Source organism: Duganella sp. CF517 (genome assembly GCF_900110275.1).
In the GTDB taxonomy this organism is placed as follows: Bacteria; Pseudomonadota; Gammaproteobacteria; order Burkholderiales; family Burkholderiaceae_D; genus Rugamonas.
Window position 1 is genome coordinate 784,863 of the sequence record NZ_FODC01000002.1, and the last position, 15,662, is coordinate 800,524.

General features: G+C 65.3%; 12 protein-coding genes. 5 read left to right on the forward strand and 7 right to left on the reverse strand.

Going from position 1 to position 15,662, the window contains the following annotated elements:
* Window positions 1-16 precede the first annotated feature (16 nt).
* Together BMX85_RS10485 and BMX85_RS10490 are read left to right on the forward strand one after the other, a co-directional pair.
* On the forward strand, window positions 17-940 hold the full coding sequence (locus tag BMX85_RS10485; RefSeq protein ID WP_090316811.1) for a DMT family transporter: 924 nt from the start codon (window positions 17-19) through the stop codon (window positions 938-940).
* Between the two features lie 12 nt (window positions 941-952).
* The gene (locus BMX85_RS10490) at window positions 953-1,804 is read left to right on the forward strand and encodes a sulfurtransferase (protein ID WP_090316814.1); all 852 of its coding nucleotides are present in this window, start codon (window positions 953-955) and stop codon (window positions 1,802-1,804) included.
* A gap of 288 nt (window positions 1,805-2,092) precedes the next feature.
* Here the strand turns inward: BMX85_RS10490 and BMX85_RS10495 are convergent, their stop codons facing one another.
* From BMX85_RS10495 to polA, 4 genes are all read right to left on the reverse strand, one after another.
* On the reverse strand, window positions 2,093-2,365 hold the full coding sequence (locus BMX85_RS10495; RefSeq protein WP_090316816.1) for a hypothetical protein: 273 nt from the start codon (window positions 2,363-2,365) through the stop codon (window positions 2,093-2,095).
* A gap of 370 nt (window positions 2,366-2,735) precedes the next feature.
* The gene (locus tag BMX85_RS10505; protein WP_090316818.1) at window positions 2,736-3,437 is read right to left on the reverse strand and encodes a ZIP family metal transporter; all 702 of its coding nucleotides are present in this window, start codon (window positions 3,435-3,437) and stop codon (window positions 2,736-2,738) included.
* A gap of 199 nt (window positions 3,438-3,636) precedes the next feature.
* On the reverse strand, window positions 3,637-4,521 hold the full coding sequence (locus tag BMX85_RS10510; protein WP_090316822.1) for a dienelactone hydrolase family protein: 885 nt from the start codon (window positions 4,519-4,521) through the stop codon (window positions 3,637-3,639).
* A gap of 25 nt (window positions 4,522-4,546) precedes the next feature.
* Window positions 4,547-7,318 (reverse strand): DNA polymerase I, encoded by a 2,772-nt coding sequence (gene polA, locus BMX85_RS10515; RefSeq protein ID WP_090316825.1) that lies wholly within the window; start codon window positions 7,316-7,318, stop codon window positions 4,547-4,549.
* Window positions 7,319-7,598: 280 nt separating this feature from the next.
* Between polA and BMX85_RS10520 the strand changes: the two genes are divergently transcribed.
* The 3 genes from BMX85_RS10520 (at window position 7,599) to BMX85_RS10530 (ending at window position 9,857) form a co-directional block, all read left to right on the forward strand.
* The gene (locus BMX85_RS10520) at window positions 7,599-8,012 is read left to right on the forward strand and encodes a hypothetical protein (protein ID WP_090316828.1); all 414 of its coding nucleotides are present in this window, start codon (window positions 7,599-7,601) and stop codon (window positions 8,010-8,012) included.
* A gap of 106 nt (window positions 8,013-8,118) precedes the next feature.
* Complete coding sequence (locus BMX85_RS10525; protein ID WP_090316831.1) at window positions 8,119-9,075, forward strand: homoserine kinase; 957 nt, start codon at window positions 8,119-8,121, stop codon at window positions 9,073-9,075.
* A complete protein-coding gene (locus BMX85_RS10530; protein ID WP_090316833.1) occupies window positions 9,075-9,857 on the forward strand; it encodes a BPSS1780 family membrane protein in 783 nt (260 codons plus the stop codon). Before BMX85_RS10525 ends, BMX85_RS10530 begins: the two co-directional genes overlap by 1 nt.
* Window positions 9,858-9,938: 81 nt before the next feature.
* Here BMX85_RS10530 and BMX85_RS10535 read toward each other — a convergent pair whose 3' ends face one another.
* The 3 genes from BMX85_RS10535 to BMX85_RS10545 all read right to left on the reverse strand — a co-directional run bounded on the left by BMX85_RS10535 (window position 9,939) and on the right by BMX85_RS10545 (window position 15,610).
* Window positions 9,939-12,242, reverse strand: coding sequence for a UvrD-helicase domain-containing protein (locus BMX85_RS10535; RefSeq protein WP_090316836.1), 2,304 nt, complete (start codon window positions 12,240-12,242; stop codon window positions 9,939-9,941).
* Window positions 12,243-12,308: 66 nt separating this feature from the next.
* Complete coding sequence (locus BMX85_RS10540; RefSeq protein ID WP_090316838.1) at window positions 12,309-14,363, reverse strand: M56 family metallopeptidase; 2,055 nt, start codon at window positions 14,361-14,363, stop codon at window positions 12,309-12,311.
* Window positions 14,364-14,503: 140 nt separating this feature from the next.
* On the reverse strand, window positions 14,504-15,610 hold the full coding sequence (locus BMX85_RS10545) for an S-(hydroxymethyl)glutathione dehydrogenase/class III alcohol dehydrogenase (protein WP_090316840.1): 1,107 nt from the start codon (window positions 15,608-15,610) through the stop codon (window positions 14,504-14,506).
* Between the last annotated feature and the right edge of the window lie 52 nt (window positions 15,611-15,662).

The window sequence follows — 15,662 nt, forward strand, 5'->3', positions numbered from 1 at the left end:
CGGAAACAGGAATCAGATGCAGTCACTTTGGATGTTGTTCGCAAGCTTCATGTTCGCCATCATGGGGGTGTGCGTGAAGCTGGCCTCCGAAGAATTCTCGACATCTGAAATGGTCATGTACCGGGGCATCGTCGGCGTCGTCGTGCTGGCGGTGATCATCCGCATGCAGGGCGGCAGCTTCCGCACGACGATGCCGATGGCGCACTTCTGGCGCTGCCTGATCGGCGTCGTCTCGCTGTGGCTGTGGTACTACTCGATCGCCAACCTGCCGCTGGCCACCGCCATGACCTTGAACTACCTGTCGCCGATCTGGATCGCCGTCTGGCTGTTCGCGATGGGCTGGTGGCACGCCAAAAACCAGGTCAAATGGCCGCTGCTGGTGGCCGTGGCGATGAGTTTCGTCGGCGTCACGCTGCTGCTGCAACCGGCCTTCCACGCCAACCAGCTGGTGCCGGCGCTGATCGCGCTGTTCTCGAGCGTGCTGACGGCGATGGCCTACATGCAGGTGCGCAAGCTGGGCCTGGCCGGCGAACCGGAAAACCGCGTGGTGTTCTACTTCGCGGTGATGAACATCGTCGCCGGCGTGGCCGGCAATTACATTTTCGCGGGCGACAAGCCGGCCGTGTGGCATCCGATCAACACGGCCCACGGCGCCCTGCTGCTGCTGGGCATCGGCGTATGCGCCACCAGCGCCCAGATCGCCATGACGCGCGCCTACCGCCTCGGCCAGACGCTGGTCGTCGCCAATCTGCAATATACCGGCATCGTGTTCTCCAGCATCTGGGGCGTGCTGGTGTTCGGCGACGTGTTCAGCTGGCACAGCTGGGCCGGCATCGCCATCATTCTGGCGTCGGGCGTGGCCGCGACGTTCTACAATACCCGCAACACCGAACGCGGTAAGGCCATCGCCAATACCGACCCGATCGCCAGCGAAGTTTAAGGAGTCCGGACCATGCACACCACGTTGATCAGCGCCGCCGACCTGTCCCAGCATTTGAACGATGGCAAATGGGTCATCCTCGATTGCCGGCACGACCTGATGAATCCGAACGCCGGCCGCGACGGCTTCGCCATCGGCCACATCCAGAACGCGCAGTTCGCCAATATCGACACCGACCTGTCCGGACCCAAGCTGGGCGCGGACGGCGGGTTCCACGGCCGCCATCCGCTGCCGGCGCGCGCCGCGCTGATCGCGACGCTGCGCGGCTGGGGCATCGACGACGACACCCAAGTGGTGGCGTACGACGCGCACGGCGGCATGTTCGCCGCGCGGCTGTGGTGGCTGCTGCGCTGGGTCGGCCATGCGGCGGTGGCGGTGCTCGACGGCGGCCTGGCCGCGTGGCAGTCGCAGGGCTTGCCGCTGGTGACAACGGTGGTCGCGCGCTCGGCCGGCACGATCGCCGACAAGCCGTCGCTGGCGCACACGGTGACGGTCGACGACGTCGAGTCGAACCTGGTCACGCAGACGCGGGTGGTGGTAGACGCGCGCGCGGCGGACCGCTTCCGTGGCGAGAACGAGACCATCGATCCGGTCGGCGGCCACATCCCGGGCGCCAAGAACCGCTTCTTCAAGGACAACCTGACGCCGGACGGGCGCTTCAAGGACGCCGCGCAGTTGAAGCGGGAATTTTCGCCGCTGTTCGCGGCCGCGCCGCAGGCGATCATGCAGTGCGGTTCGGGCGTGACGGCCTGCCACAATTTGCTGGCGTTGGAGATCGCCGGCCTGCCCGGCGCGGCGCTGTACCCGGGATCGTGGAGCGAGTGGTGTTCGGATCCGGCGCGGCCGGTCGCGACTGGGGGCTAAGGCTTACGACTGTGCCGCGCCCAACGAGTGATTCTGACTTCATTGCTCGCGATGTTGCACTCCAGAATATGCCCTGTTTTGGGCACAGCATATCGGCGACGGCCGGCACGAGTGGGAGTTCCTATCTCCGGCTGAGACGAAATTAAGAGGAGCGCCTTTTCTACGCGTTGGTCTACAAGTATCGAGGCCTGCCGGTCTTGGGCGGCAATATAGCTTATTGATTGAATTATTGATTGAATATAGGCCTTGCGCGCACTGGGAAGCCAGCGCACAGAGTAATTAGTCCGCTTAGCGCCTTGGCTTGCCATGAATGGCAATCACTTTCTTGATATCCGCCATCACTTCCGCGTTGTCGATGCCAGCGTTGGACTTAAAGTACTGGTCGGCTTCCATGTCTGCGAGAATGCCCTCTTCGACGTCGTCGAAACCGTAGCGCCAGACATCCAGCCAGAGCTCATCGGCGCTAAGCTTAGCCATCACTGCCAACCGCTCCAGACGTGTACGGTCGGCATCAGAGAGCGCAGCAAGCGCCGCCAACTGCTTCGTCGATTTCAAATCCATATCTCCTCCTGGCAATCGGCCAACCGAATGCGCGGACCCTACTTGGGCTTGGGACCACTATTCAAGATGCGCCATGCTCGCTCCATTACTTCTTCGTGGGGTACCGTCCGACCGGCCGCGATATCCGCGTCAGCGGCTAAATCTGCTTCGACGCTCTCTTCAGTGTCTTCGAACCCGTAAAGCCACACATCAGGCCATATGACCGCTGGACTGACGCCCGCGCGCGCAGCCAAACGCTCCAGGCGAGCGCGGTCTGCGGCCGACAGGGCCGCTAACGCTTGCGCCTGCTTCTTTTCCCTGGAGTTCGTCCCGCCATGATACGCCGGGCGGCGCCGGCTGCAAACGCCTCGGCGCAAGCGGGACGTGTGGATTAATGGTTGCGGGTCAGGAACAGCACGATGGCGACGCCGGAGGCGATCAGCAGCACTTGCGGCACCGACTCGCGCAAGGTGGCGCGGCGCTGCATCTGCGGCATCAGGTCGCTCACGGCGATGTAGATGAAGCCCGACGAGGCGAACACCAGCACATACGGAATCAGCTCGCTGGCGCGGTCCAGCGTGTAATAGCCCAGCAGGCCGCCGGCGATCGCCAGCAAACTGCACAGCAAATTGTAGACATACGCCCGCGTGCGCGAAAAACCGGCGTTGAGCAGCACGATGAAATCGCCGATTTCCTGCGGGATTTCGTGGGCGATGATGGCCAGCGCCGTCACCAGCCCCAGCTCCGGATTGGCCATGAAGGCGGCGGCGATCAGGATGCCGTCGGTGAAGTTGTGCATGCCGTCGCCGACCAGGATCATCCAGCCGGCCTTGCCGGCCTCGTGCTTGTCGTGGCCGTGATGGTGGTGGTGGCCGTCGCCCTCGTGGTGGTGCGAATGGCGCATGATGGCCAGTTTTTCCAGCAGGAAGAACGCCAGCAGGCCGGCCAGCAGGGTCGCGAACAGGCTGCGCGCGCTGGCGTGCGATTCGAACGCTTCCGGCAAGGCGTGCAGCAGCGAGGTCGACAGCATGATGCCGACCGACAGGCTGACCATGGGCTCGACCACCTTCGAAAGCAACGCAAACGAGAACACGGCAGCGGCCGAAATGCTGACGACACCGGCTAGTGTGGTCGCCAGTAATATGGAGATGAGTATGGGATCGATGTTATAGCCTCTTGTACCTGGAGCCGTGCCGCTGCGCAGGCCGGGGGCGTTATTTTACCGCCCGGCACGCTTTCCTGCTCATTTTTGGCTAAAAACAGTTAAAACGGCGTGATCGGCCCCGTCCCGGTCAGGCGACCCCGTTCTGCCGGAACCACGCGATCATGCGTCCCCAGCCGTCCTTGGCGTCCGCCTCCACGTAGCTGGGACGGTAGTCCGCGTGGAACGCGTGGCCGGAATTGGGGTAGACGACGAAGGTCGACTTGTTCGGCCCCTTGGCCAGCATGGCTTGCATCGCCTTGACCGAATCCTGGGTGATGCCGGTGTCTTTTTCACCATACAAGCCCAGCACGGGAACGTTCAAAGTGGCCGCGATATCGATCGGATTTTTGGGCGTGTTGGCGTTGGAGGTGCCGACCAGCCGGCCGTACCAGGCGACGCCGGCCTTGATCGACGGATTGTGCGCGGCGTACATCCAGGTCACGCGCCCGCCCCAGCAGAAGCCGGTGATGGCGATCTTGTCGGGGTTGCCGCCGTTGGCCTTGGCCCAGGCGACCAGCGCGTCGAGGTCGGCCATGACCTGGGTGTCGGGGGTTTTCGAAATGATGTCGCGTTGCAGGTCGGCGATCGAGGCCGATTTTTGCGGATCGCCCTGGCGCACGAACAGGTCCGGCGCCAGCGCCAGGTAGCCGAGCTTAGCGAAGCGGCGGGCGACGTCGGCGATGTGTTCGTGCACGCCGAAGATTTCGGAGATCACCAGCACCACCGGCAGGTTGGTCTTGCCTTCCGGCTGGGCGCGGTAGACGGGCACGGTTTGGCCGTCGACCGTCAGCGTGACGGTGCCGGCGGTCAGGCCGGCGGTGTCGGTCTTGATGACGTTTTGCGCCATCACCGGCATCGCGGCGGCGGCGAAACCGCTGCCCAGCGCCACCTTGAGGAAGTCGCGGCGGTCGACACCGTCCGACAAACTGGTTTTCGTCAGCAAACTCTCCGCGTCCCGCTTCAAATCATCCATGCGACTCCTCCTTGGTTTATTTCAATTAATGGGCTTCATCCCAGTTCTTGCCGACGCCGACTTCGGCCGTCAGCGGCACTTTCAGCCGCGCCACGCCGGCCATCAATTCCGGCAGCTTGCGCTTGACCAGCTCCAGCTCGGCGTCCGGCACTTCCAGCACCAGTTCATCGTGCACCTGCATGATCATCTTGGTTTGCAGCTTGTCGGCCTCGAGCCAGTTCTGCACCGCCACCATCGCCAGCTTGATCAGGTCGGCCGCCGTGCCCTGCATCGGCGCGTTGATCGCGGCCCGTTCGGCGCCCTGGCGGCGCGGACCGTTCGGCGAATTGATCTCCGGCAGCCACAGGCGCCGTCCGAACACCGTCTCCACATAGCCGCGCGCCTTGGCCTGCAAGCGCGTGTCGTCCATGTACTGCTTGACGCCGGAGAAGCGGGCGAAATAGCGGTCGATGTAGCTTTGCGCGGCGGCGCGCTCGATGCCCAGGTTGGAGGCCAGGCCGAACGCGCTCATGCCGTAGATCAGGCCGAAGTTGATGACCTTGGCATAGCGGCGCTGCTCGCTCGTCACCTCGTCCGGCGCCACGCCGAAGATCTCGGCGGCGGTGGCGCGGTGGATGTCGACGCCCTCGGCGAACGCGCGCAGCATGTTTTCGTCGCCCGAGATATGCGCCATGATGCGCAGCTCGATCTGCGAATAGTCGGCCGAGACGATGTGGCTGCCCGGCGGCGCGATGAACGCTTCGCGGATGCGGCGGCCTTCCTTGGTGCGGATCGGAATGTTCTGCAGGTTCGGATCGTTCGACGCCAGACGGCCGGTCACCGCCACCGCCTGCGCGTAGTTGGTGTGCACGCGGCCGGTTTCCTTGTTGATGCCCTTCGGCAGCTTGTCGGTGTAGGTCGACTTCAGCTTCGACAGGCTGCGGTATTCCAGCAGCACCTTCGGCAGCGGATAGTCCTCGGCCAGCTTTTGCAGCACTTCCTCGTCGGTCGACGGCGCGCCGCTCGGGGTTTTTTTCACCACCGGCAGCTTCAGCTTCTCGAAGAAGATTTCGCCGATCTGCTTCGGCGAACCGAGGTTGAACGGCTGCTCGGCCAGCTCGTGCGCCTTGGCCTCCAGCGCGACGATGCGCGCGCCCAGCTCGGCCGATTGCGTGTCGAGCAGCGCGGCGTCGATGTGCACGCCGTTGCGCTCGATCTTTCGCAGCACCACCGCCGTCGGCAGCTCGATGTTGCGGTAGATGTAGCTCAGGCGCTCGTCGTTCTCGACCTCGCCGATCATCGCCAGGTGCAGGCGCAAGGTGATGTCGGCGTCCTCGGCCGCGTATTCGGTCGCGCGCGCGATGTCCACCTTGTCGAAGGTGATCATGCTGGCGCCCTTGCCGCAGACGTCGACGAACGGGATCGTCGTGTGGTTCAGGTGGCGCAGCGCCAGGCCGTCCATGTCGTGCGTGCGGTGCGATTCGAACACATACGATTGCAGCAGGGTGTCGTGGTGGATGCCGCGCAGGCGCACGCCGTGGTTGGCGAAGATGTGGCTGTCGTACTTCAGGTTCTGGCCGAGCTTGAGCTTGGTCTCGTCCTCCAGCCAGGGCTTGAGTTTGTCCAGCACGTGCTCGCGCGCCAGTTGCGCCGGCACGCCCGGATAGGCGTGCGCGACCGGGATGTAGCAGGCCACGCCCGGCTGCACCGACAGCGAAATGCCGACCAGCTGCGCCGTCATCGGTTCCAGCGACGTGGTTTCGGTGTCGACGGCGGTCAGCGCGGCGGCGCCGATCAGCGCGATCCATTTGTCGAGCTGCTCGTCGGTGAACACGGTCTCGTAGTTGACGTTGACCTTCGGCACGTCGCCAAACAGGTCGCCGTTGGACGACACCGCGCCGCCGGCCGCGACGGCGGCGGCCGCCTTGCCGGCCGCGCCGATCGGCGCGGCCGGGGTCAGCGCGTTCAGTTCGCGCAGCAAAGTCTTGAAGCCGTACTGGCCGAAGAAGGTCAGCAGGGTTTCCGAATCCTCGGGCCGCGCCACCAGCGATTCGCTGATCGACATCATGTGCTCGGACAGGTTGCAGTCGGTCTTGACGGTGATCAGTTCGCGGCCCTTCGGCAACCACGCGAGCGCCTTGCGCAGGTTTTCGCCGACGGCGCCGGTGATCTTGTCGGCGTTGGCCATCACGCCGTCCAGGCTGTCGTACTGCGTCAGCCACTTGAGCGCCGTCTTCGGTCCGCACTTGGCCACGCCGGGCACGTTGTCGACGGTGTCGCCGATCAAGGTCAGGTAGTCGATGATGCGGTTCGGCGGCACGCCGAACTTGCCCAGCACGCCGGCCTCGTCCATCTTCTCGTTGGTCATCGTGTTGATCAGCATGACCTGCGGATTGACCAGCTGCGCCAAGTCCTTGTCGCCGGTCGACACCACCACGTTCATGCCGGCCTTGGCCGCCTGCACCGACAAGGTGCCGATGACGTCGTCGGCCTCGACGCCGTCGACCATCAGGATCGGCCAGCCCATGGCCTTGACGGCGATATGGATGGGTTCGATCTGCAGGCGCAGGTCGTCGGGCATCGGCGCGCGCGTGGCCTTGTAATCGGGATACATGTCGTCGCGGAAGGTCTTGCCCTTGGCGTCGAACACGCAGGCGATGTAGGCGGCCGGATAATCGGCGCGCAGCCGGCGCAGCATATTGACCATGCCGTGCATGGCGCCGGTCGGGTGGCCGTCCGGGCTGCGCAGGTCGGGCAGCGCGTGGAAGGCGCGGTAAAGGTAACTGGAACCGTCAACTAACAGCAGGGTATTTTGCATAGGAACGAAAGAAATGTGAGGGCAACAGTGCGCGATTTGCCACGAATGGCGCATTATCGCAGGTTTTGGCCGGCGTCCGGCTGTCGCGCCCGCGTTTCAAAGATGACAAGACGATGACAGGATCGACGGGAAATTCCACATTCCCTGTGGGGAATTGCGTCCGAAATCGGCTGGAAATCGGCCGCGGCGCACAGCGAAGCGTGTCTGTTTGTTACAATGGATCATACATAAAAATTCCCCGGCTTTTAACCTGGCTAGTTACCTATTAAGGCGATCCATCATGACGCGCACCTCCCTCCTCTGGCCGGCACTCCTCCTGGCGCTCGGCGCCAACGCGTACGCGCAGTCGACGCCGAGCCAGGCGCCGCCGAAACTGGAAAAACTCGAAGAAGTGGCCGACGATCCGATCACGGTGACGGCCAAGCCGGCGCCGGAGCGCCAGATCACCGAGCGCCGCGACAACAGCGGCAACGTGGTGGAGGCGACCGTCAAAAGCGGTCCGAGCACGTACACGCTGAAACCGACCCATCCGGTCGGCAGCTCGCTGCCGGGCGACGCCATGTCCGGCGCCGCGCGCGGTCCGCAGTGGACCGTGATGACCTTCGGCGGCAAGAAGAAGAAAAATCCGGAAGACGACGCGGCGCCCGAGGCCGACGCGCCGCCACCGCCGCCGGCGGCGCCGGCCGCCAAGTAAACCCGGTAGTATCGTGCACTATTATTAAAGACGCGCCTGCCTCGGCAGGCATTCCGGACGTCCGCCACGGCGGGCGCCGCTACAACGAACCTCATCAAGCTTGCACATGGCAGTGTTTACCCCGGTCACCCTGGACGATGTCACCCAGTGGATCACGCAATTCCCCCTCGGCAAGCCGTTGGCCCTCAAGGGCATCGCCTCCGGCATTGAGAACAGCAATTTCTTCTTGACCACGGAGCGCGGCGAGTTCGTGCTGACGATCTTTGAAAACTTATCGTTCGAACAACTTCCGTTTTATCTGAACCTGATGCGCCACCTGGCCGACCGCGGCGTCGCCGTGCCGGCGCCGATCGCCACCGGCACGGGCGAGCTGATCGTGCCGCTGCACGGCAAGCCGGCGTCCATCGTCACCAAGCTCGAAGGTGCCTCGCAGATGGACCCGCGACCGGCGCACTGCGCCGAAGTGGGCGCCATGCTGGCGCGCATGCATCTGGCCGGGCGCGACTATCCGCTGCGCCAGCCCAATTTGCGCGGCCTGGACTGGTGGAACGCCACCACGCCGCAAGTGCTGCCCTTCTTGTCGGAAAGCAACGCCCACCTGCTCAAGGCTGAGATGCACTTCCAGGAAGCGTTCGCCGGTTGCCAGACCTATCGCCAGTTGCAAAGCGGCCCGGTGCACGCGGATCTGTTCCGCAACAACGTCATGTTCGACGGCGAGCGCCTGACCGGCTTCTTCGACTTTTACTTCGCCGGCTGCGACACCTGGCTGTTCGACGTCGCCGTCACCGTCAACGACTGGTGCATCGCCCTCGACACCGGCGTGCTCGACACGGCCCGCGTGCGCGCGCTGCTCGACGCCTACCACGCCGTGCGCCCGTTCACCGAGGCCGAACAAACCGCCTGGCAGCCGATGCTGCGGGCGGCGGCGCTGCGCTTCTGGCTGTCGCGCCTGTACGACTATTACCTGCCGCGCGAAGCCGAAATGCTGACCCCGCACGATCCGACCCACTTTGAGCGCATCTTGCGCGAACGCATCGCCACGCTGGCGCCGAAACTTTTCTGATGAATAAATTCCCCGCGCGCGCCGGATGGCAATGGGTCAAGCAGGGCATGATGCTGTTCCGCAAGCAGCCCGGCGGCCTGATGGCGCTGTTCTTCTGCTGCATGTTCGTCTCGCTGTTTTCGATGATCGTGCCGCTGCTGGGGCAGATCGCGCCGTTCATCCTCACGCCGCTGTTTTCGATCGCGCTGCTGGAGGGTTGCGCCCACGTCGACCAGGGCAAGCGCGCGCTGCCGAATCTGCTGCTGAGCGGTTTCCGCAAGCCGGTGCGCAGTCCGCTGCTGGTCATGGGCGCGCTCAACCTGCTGCTGATCGCGATCGCGGTGGGCGTGCTGTACGCCATGGCCGGCGACACCGTCATGCTGGTGAGCAAGCGTCCACCGCAGATCGAGCAGAGCCAGCTCGACGGTTTGCTGGTGGCGGTGCTGATCGCGTCGACGCTGTACGCGGTCGGCTGGATACTGACGTGCCTGACGGCGCCGCTGATCTACTGGCAACAGATGAAGGTGAACAAGGCGCTGTTTTTCAGCGTGGTCGCGGTGCTGCGTGGCTGGAAAGCCTTCCTGACGGCGGCGGTGACCTTGTATCTGATGAACTTCATCGCCTGCCAGATCGTCGTGCTGATCCTGGGCACGTCGCAACTGGCGGTCGCCGTCGTCTTCACGCTGTTGTTGATCACGCTCGTGCTGACGCATTGCACGTTGTACATCGCGTACCGGCAAATCTTCGGCCCCACCGACCTCGCCGTCCCGGCCAAGGCCGACCGCCCGGAACCCCTGCTTTAACTCCGGCCAGCCCAACCGCACCAGGTAACGGTCTACGGTTGGGCGCGTGTCGCATTGACAGACCTGACCCCGGGGTTGGGGTCAATGCGCTAAGCGCTCGAGCTTGGCGATGCTGAGGTCGAGCACCTTCATGCCGTTGCTGCCGAAGTTGATCTGCGCCCGGGCGTTGGCGCCGCTGCCTTCGATGTTGACGATCACCCCTTCGCCGAACTTGCCGTGCGCGACCGACTCGCCGATGCGCCAACCGGCGCCCGGCGCCTTGTGCGCGATCTTTTGCGCGATCGCGTTGTCGGAACCGGCCAGCGGCACGACGTCGTCCCACGGCGTTTTCTTGTTGGCGAACCAGTGCGATTGCACCTTCGGCGACAGCCATTTGAGCGCGTCCTCCGGCAATTCGTCGAAGAAGCGCGATTTCATGTTGTAGCGGGTCTGGCCGTGCAGCATGCGCGTCTGCGCGAAGCACATGTACAGGCGTTGCCGCGCGCGCGTGATCGCCACGTACATCAGGCGCCGCTCCTCCTCCACGCCGCCATCCTCGCGCGAGCTGCTTTCGTGCGGGAACAAGCCCTCCTCCAGCCCGGTGATGAAGACGTTGTTGAACTCGAGCCCCTTGGCCGAGTGCACCGTCATCATCTGCACCGCTTCCTGCCCGGCCGTGGCCTGGTTGTCGCCGGCCTCGAGCGACGCGTGCGACAGGAACGCCGACAGCGGCGACATCACCGTCGCCAGCGGCGCGTCGGCGTCGAGGATTTCGAAGCCGTCCTCGTTGACCACGGGCAGGCCCGACTGCTCCTGCGCGCGCGGCCCCAGGTGCGCCGGCGCGCCCTGGCCGAAGCCCTCTTCCGCGACGAATTGCGTCGCCGCGCTGACCATCTGCTCCAGGTTCTCGATGCGGTCGGCGCCTTCCTTTTCGGTCTGGTAGTGCGCCAGCAGGCCGCTGGCCTCGAGCACCACGCGCACCAGTTCCGGCAACGCCATCTGCTGCGTCTCGAAACGCGCGCCCTCGATCAATTTGACGAAGCCGCCCAGCGACGAGCCGGCCTTGCCCATCACATACGGCACCGCCGCGTACAGCGACACCCGGTGCTGGTCGGCCGCCGCCTGCAACGCTTCGATCGAGCGCAGGCCGATGCCGCGCGTCGGGAAGTTGACCACGCGCAGGAAGGCCGAGTCGTTGTGCGGGTTGTCCATCAGTTGCAAATACGCGATCGCGTGCTTGACCTCGGCGCGCTGGAAGTAGCGCAGGCCGCCGTAGACGTGGTACGGGATGCCGGCCGAGAACAGCGCGTGCTCGATCACGCGCGATTGCGCGTTGGAGCGGTACAGCACCGCGATCTCGCTGCGCGAGGCGCCGTCGGCGATCAGGTTCTTGGTTTCCTCGATGATCCATTGCGCCTCGGCCAGGTCGGAGCTCGCCTCGTACACGCGCACCTGCTCGCCGTGGCCGGCGTCGGTGCGCAGGTTCTTGCCGAGGCGCTTGCTGTTGTTGGCGATGAGCACGTTGGCGGCGTCGAGGATGTGGCCGTGCGAGCGGTAGTTCTGCTCCAGCTTGATCAGGTTCTTGACGTGGAATTCGCGCTCGAAGGCGCTCATGTTGCCGACGTTGGCGCCGCGGAAGGCGTAGATGCTCTGGTCGTCGTCGCCGACGGCGAACAGCGCGCCGCCGCCCTGCTCGCCATGGCCGGCCAGCAGCTTGAGCCACTTGTATTGCAGATCGTTGGTGTCCTGGAACTCGTCGACCAGGATGTGCTGGAAGCGCTGCTGGTAGTGCTGGCGCAGCGGCTGGTTCCGGCTGAGCAGTTCATAGGTGCGCAGCAACAGCTCGGCGAAGTCGACCACGCCCTCGCGCTGGCACTGGTCGTCGTACAGCTGGTACAGCTCGACCTTCTTGCGCTCGTCGGCGTTGTACGGGTCGATCTTGTCGGCGCGCAAGCCCTGGTCCTTGGCGCCGTTGATGAAGTACATCACCTCTTTCGGCGGGAACTTCTCGTCGTCGATGTTGTTGGCCTTGATCAGGCGCTTGATCGCCGACAGCTGGTCCTGCGAATCGAGGATCTGGAACGTTTGCGGCAGCGCGGCGTCGCGGTGATGCGTGCGCAGCAGGCGGTTGCACAATCCGTGGAAGGTGCCGATCCACATGCCGCGGGTATTGATCGGCATCATCGCCGACAGGCGCGCCGTCATTTCCTTGGCGGCCTTGTTGGTGAAGGTCACGGCCAGGATGCCGGACGGCGACACCTGCCCGGTCTGGATCAGCCAGGCGATGCGGGTCGTCAGGACGCGGGTTTTGCCGGAGCCCGCGCCCGCCAGAATCAGGGCGCTTTGGGCCGGCAGGGTCACTGCCGCGAGTTGTTCGTCGTTCAGATTGTGAAGAAGATTTTGCATCCAGTGATTATACGGCAAGCAGCAAAATCACTGGATAAAACTCCAGTCCAATCCGGCGCCGGCGCGCTAGGCCGACGGCACCGGCGTGGCCGCGCCGCTGGCCACCGCGCCCCTGACCAGTGCCCGCATCGCGCGCTCGGCCTCGCGGCTGGCCTGGGCTTGCTGGCGGCCCAGTACGCCCATGCGCGCGCCCAGTTCGGCCATCGGCCTGCTGGCTTCGGCCATTTTCCGGTCCAGCTCGCGCATCGGGGCCTGGGCCACCTGCAATTTGGCGGTCTGGGCCGCGATCTCGCGTTGGAACTGCGCCATTTGCTTGCTCAGCGGTGCCATCTCGGCACGCATTTTCTCCTGCTGCGCGCGGAAGCTGCGGATCTTGTCCCGGTCCGGATCGCGCTCCAGTTCGCGCGCGATCTGCTCCATGCGGCGGCCGATGGCTTCCTGCTGCCGCGCGACCTGCTCCATGGCGCGGTACTGGCGCTCGATGTCGCGCTCCGGCACCCGGGCCGTGTCGCGCATTTCTGCCTCCAGCCTGGCGCTGAGGCCGTCCATCACCTTGCTGTGCCGATCCATTTCCTTGCCCTGCTCGTCCATTTGGGCACCGATGCGGTTGGCGGGCTCCCACACCTGCTGGACCTTGGCGATCAGCGCCGGGTCCTGGATCAGATAGGCCTTGTCGCCGTCGCGGAACCAGATGAAGTCGCCGCTGACGGAACGGCGCAAGGCCTCGACATTGGCCAGGTCCTTGCGGTTGGCCGAGACCGTCATGCGGTCGTCGCCGTTGCGGACGATGGCGTAGGCGCTACCGTCGCGTTCCCGGGTGGAGACGGGCGCGGCCGGCGCCGGCGGGGCGGCTGACGGCGCAGGGGGCGCGGCCGGCGCGGGCGCCTCGGCCATCGCCGGCGCCGCCGGTGGTGCGGGCAAGGCGGGCAAGGCTGGCAAGGCTGGCAAGGCGGACGCAGCAGGGAGCGCGGGTAACGAGGGTAACGCGGGCGGCGCGGGCAGGTCGGGCACGTCGGGCGCGGTGGGCAGCGCCGGCAAGGCTGGCGGCGCGGCAACCGCCGTCATGGCCGGCGCGGCCGGCGGCTCGGGCGGCTGCGGCGCGGCGTGCGCGTAAAACACGGCGCCGGCGGCGCACAGGCCGAGCAGCGGCAAGGCCATCTTCCAATTGGCCGGTTCGACATCGGGACGCAGCAGGCGTTTGATACGAGACATGAGATTTCCTCCATGAGCCGCATGGGCTAGTTGTGTGGTGGCGAACTGGAAGCGGTCCAGTTCCGACAGGGCGTGCGCCAGCTTGTTGGGCTGGCCCAGCTTGGCGACGGCGAGGTCGTCGGCGATTTGTTCCCGCTCGATCCGTATCCTGCGCGACAAGGCCCAAACACTAGGGTGATAGAACAGCACGATCTCGATCGCGCTTTGTATGAGGTTGACCAGGTAGTCGTGGCGCTTGATATGCGCCAGTTCGTGCGCCAGCAGCGCTTCCAGCAAGTCCGGCGGCATGCCGGTGACCAGCGAGGCCGGCACCAGCACGACCGGCTTCCAGCAGCCGGCGGTGATCGGGCTGTCCAGCTGGTCGGCCACGCCGAGCCGCACAGGGGTGGCGATATCGAAGCGGCGCGCCAGCTCGGACAAGCGGCGCTGCCAGTAATGGTTGACGGTGTAGTGGTCGGGACGGGTGCGGTCGGCGACCCATGTGAGGCCGATCGCCAGCCGCAGCGACATCAGCGCGGCGCCGGCCAGCCACAGGCCGACGATCCACGGCAGCTGGCGGCGCAGCGCGGTTTCGGCCGCCGCCACGGCGCCGTCGTCGAGCAGCGCGGGCAGGACCATGGCGCCCGCGCCCTGGATGACGGCGGCGACCTGCGGGCCGGCAGCGCCCCGCTGCGGCGGCGAGCCGGGGACGGCGGCGGCGCCGGCCAGGTCGACCAACACAGCGGCCAGCGGCAGCGCCGCGCACAGCAGCATGCCGCCGCAGGCGAGCGCGTAGCGGGCCTGCGGCCGGGCGTTGCGCAGCACATACAGGGCCAGCGCCACGCCCCAGCCGATCAGCAGGCCTTGCCAGACGAAATGCAGCAGCGCCCAGCCGATCGCGGGCACCAGGGCCGGCAGCATGCTATCCATGGGCGCCCGCCCGCCGTACAGTGTTGTTGATGCGCGTTTGTTTCATGCCGCACTCCCCGGTTGATGGATGTAGAATAAATTATCTAGAACGCCGTGTCTAGAACTTTTTTTCTACATCCGTCCGGGCGGCCCGCGCCGTCCTAGTAGATCACGACCGAACGGATCGATTCGCCGCTTTTCATCAGGTCGAAGCCTTCGTTGATGCGCTCGAGCGGCAGGCGGTGGGTGATCAGGTCGTCGATGTTGAGCTTGCCCTCCATGTACCAGTCGACGATCTTCGGCACGTCGGTGCGGCCGCGGGCGCCGCCGAAGGCCGACCCCTTCCACACGCGGCCCGTCACCAGCTGGAACGGCCGGGTGGAGATTTCCTGCCCGGCCGCCGCCACGCCGATGATGATCGACTGGCCCCAGCCCTTGTGGCAGCACTCGAGCGACTGGCGCATCGTGGTGGTGTTGCCGATGCACTCGAAGCTGTAGTCGGCGCCGCCGTCGGTCAGCTGGACGATCGTGTCGACGACGTTTTCGACCTCGGTCGGGTTGATGAAATGGGTCATGCCGAACTGGCGCGCCATCTGCTGGCGGGCCGGGTTGATGTCGACGCCGATGATCTTGTCGGCGCCGACCATCCTGGCCGCCTGGATCACGTTCAGGCCGATGCCGCCCAGGCCGAACACGACGACGTTGGCGCCCGCCTCCACCTTGGCGGTGAACAGCACCGCGCCGACGCCGGTGGTCACGCCGCAACCGATGTAGCAGACTTTATCGAACGGCGCGTCCTCGCGGATCCTGGCCAGCGCGATTTCCGGCACCACGATGTAGTTGGAGAACGTCGACGTGCCCATGTAGTGGTAGATCGGCTTGCCGTCGATCGAGAAGCGGCTGGTGGCGTCGGGCATCAGGCCGCGTCCCTGGGTCGAGCGGATCGACTGGCACAGGTTGGTCTTTTGCGACAGGCAGAATTTGCACTGGCGGCATTCCGGCGTGTACAGCGGGATGACGTGGTCGTCCTTTTTGAGCGATTTGACGCCGGGGCCGACGTCGACCACCACGCCGGCGCCCTCATGGCCGAGGATGGCGGGGAAGATGCCTTCCGGGTCGGCGCCGGACAGGGTGTAGTAATCGGTGTGGCAGATGCCGGTGGCCTTGATCTCGACCAGCACCTCGCCCTCGCGCGGTCCGCCCAGCTCCACTTCCTCGATCGTCAGCGGCTGGCCCGCTTGCCATGCAATGGCGGCTTTGGTTTTCATTGTGTGTCCTCTGGCTGGGTTGTGACCCGTCATCATAACAAGCCGGGGGCCA

Bases quoted from the DNA above. Each gene is read 5' to 3' on its own strand.
- BMX85_RS10545 (WP_090316840.1), bottom strand. From the start codon at position 15,610: ATGAAAACCAAAGCCGCCATTGCATGGCAAGCGGGCCAGCCGCTGACG.
- BMX85_RS10510 (WP_090316822.1), bottom strand. From the start codon at position 4,521: ATGGATGATTTGAAGCGGGACGCGGAGAGTTTGCTGACGAAAACCAGT.
- BMX85_RS10520 (WP_090316828.1), top strand. From the start codon at position 7,599: ATGACGCGCACCTCCCTCCTCTGGCCGGCACTCCTCCTGGCGCTCGGC.
- BMX85_RS10535 (WP_090316836.1), bottom strand. From the start codon at position 12,242: ATGCAAAATCTTCTTCACAATCTGAACGACGAACAACTCGCGGCAGTG.
- BMX85_RS10525 (WP_090316831.1), top strand. From the start codon at position 8,119: ATGGCAGTGTTTACCCCGGTCACCCTGGACGATGTCACCCAGTGGATC.
- BMX85_RS10540 (WP_090316838.1), bottom strand. From the start codon at position 14,363: ATGGATAGCATGCTGCCGGCCCTGGTGCCCGCGATCGGCTGGGCGCTG.
- BMX85_RS10490 (WP_090316814.1), top strand. From the start codon at position 953: ATGCACACCACGTTGATCAGCGCCGCCGACCTGTCCCAGCATTTGAAC.
- BMX85_RS10495 (WP_090316816.1), bottom strand. From the start codon at position 2,365: ATGGATTTGAAATCGACGAAGCAGTTGGCGGCGCTTGCTGCGCTCTCT.
- BMX85_RS10530 (WP_090316833.1), top strand. From the start codon at position 9,075: ATGAATAAATTCCCCGCGCGCGCCGGATGGCAATGGGTCAAGCAGGGC.
- BMX85_RS10485 (WP_090316811.1), top strand. From the start codon at position 17: ATGCAGTCACTTTGGATGTTGTTCGCAAGCTTCATGTTCGCCATCATG.
- polA (WP_090316825.1), bottom strand. From the start codon at position 7,318: ATGCAAAATACCCTGCTGTTAGTTGACGGTTCCAGTTACCTTTACCGC.